Origin of the sequence: Streptococcus sp. 10824, from assembly GCF_013276595.1 — a bacterium.
Taxonomy (GTDB): domain Bacteria; phylum Bacillota; class Bacilli; order Lactobacillales; family Streptococcaceae; genus Streptococcus; species Streptococcus pseudopneumoniae.
Genome location: NZ_VMLH01000172.1, coordinates 1 through 1,714 on the forward strand (window position 1 = coordinate 1; position 1,714 = coordinate 1,714).

General features: G+C 39.8%; 2 protein-coding genes. Both read right to left on the minus strand.

Annotated elements, in window-relative coordinates; translation table 11 throughout:
* Positions 1-217: 217 nt before the first annotated feature.
* A complete protein-coding gene (locus HT701_RS11155) occupies positions 218-979 on the minus strand; it encodes a hypothetical protein (protein ID WP_101514762.1) in 762 nt (253 codons plus the stop codon).
* Positions 942-1,714: CAP domain-containing protein (locus HT701_RS11160; RefSeq protein ID WP_172931540.1), on the minus strand; the 773-nt coding region annotated here is incomplete at its 5' end. The genes HT701_RS11155 and HT701_RS11160, both read right to left, overlap by 38 nt.

The window sequence follows — 1,714 nt, forward strand, 5'->3', positions numbered from 1 at the left end:
TTTGAGGTTGTAGATGAAACTGACGAAGTCAGTAACCATACATACGGTAAGGCGACGCTGACGTGGTTTGAAGAGATTTTCGAAGAGTATAAATACCTACTCTATTTTCTATTATAGTCTCTTGCTGGCCTTTTGTCTGTAATCAACTGACCACTAGATAAAACAAAGAGAGCCTATCGCTCTCTCTGCTCACATTTCACTCCCTGTGGAAGGAAGGTTATTTGGTTGCTTTTGAAAATGTTACAACGTAGTTATAATCTTTCCCATTAGCTTGATAGACATAGTCCTCTTTGAAAGTATAGCCGTGTTTGCGCAACTCTTCTTTCTTAGCATCAACTTGGCTCTTGACTGCCACTTTTACTTCATCATCTGTTGAACCTTCCGCGATTTCAAGAGGAGTTCCATTGATATCTCCTAGAAAACCTGCAATATCTTTCATTTTATCAAAGTTATAAAAAACATTGACTTTGACCTTTTGAGGAGCTGGTGTTACAACTTCTTCAGCTTCTACTGTTGTTCCTGCGTCTTTTGGAGCTAGTGTTTCTTCTGTTCCTACTTCTACAGATGGTTGTGTGTCTGTTGACTCACTTTCAGAGGTAACTGATGCTTCTTTTGACTCTGACGATTCTTCTGATGTGGCATTTGTTGTTCCATCTTGTGTCTCAGAATTATTTTCTTGTGAATTTACTAAGTTAGAATCAGACGAAGTCGCTTCTCCAGTTTCTTCTGTGGTGGTCAATACTTTTTCTGAGTCTGATGATGGAGCTACAGATGTTTTTCCTGTTTCTGCCATATCCGTAGCTGATGTGTTTTCAGCTGGTTCTACTTGACTTTTCTCTGTGCTTTCCGTAGATTCTACAGTCTTTGCTTCCTCTGTTGCTCCGTTACCGTGCGATGTTACATCTCTTGTTTCTGAAGACGCTTCCTGTGAATTAACATCTTTACTGTTTGTCTCTTCTATCAGATATGTTTTCGACAATATCAGCTTTTGTTTTAAATGAGGAAAGTTGAGATTCTGTCACCTCTGCTTCTTGAATTGCTGGCCCATACTGTCCAACTAAAGCCTCCGAGTCGACCTTATCTCCTAAAATTTGTGCAACAGTAATCCAGTGATGTTCATGACGAGGGTTATTAAATGCACCAAGACCTGTATAAGTATATAGAGGATTTATCAATGATTTATAATGACCAGTTTGACCTGCAACTGTCTCACCCTTTGATTTTTTAATATAATCGGCTTTTTCTGAGTACCATTGCTTAATCGCCTCTGCAAATCCTTTATAATTCCACGCCAAGTTTTCTCCAAATGTTCTAGTACCAGTCGGAAAAGCTGTCCAAATATTTTTGTCAGAGAGACGAGCATGGGCATTCGTAATAGAAGACTCAGCAGCTCTCATAAGAGCCGTTTTTTCCAGTTGTGTTGACCACTTAATCGGAACATACTTATCTACTAATTTCTCCTCAAAAGCCTCTTTACGAATCTTATTAAGAGAATCTAAGATAGCTTGTTGATCTGGTGTTAAAAATTCTCCTTTGATTCCCACCAAAACATTGCCAGCAGATGCTTGACTCACTTCCGATTTAAATACAGTCTGCACCTCCTTTTGTGGTACAGCCGGCACTTCCCCTTTCGGTATTACTGGATCTTCCGTGGTTGGTCTTGTAGCTACCGGTGCTTCTGATTTTGGTGCTGGCGCTTCTGATTTTGGTTCTG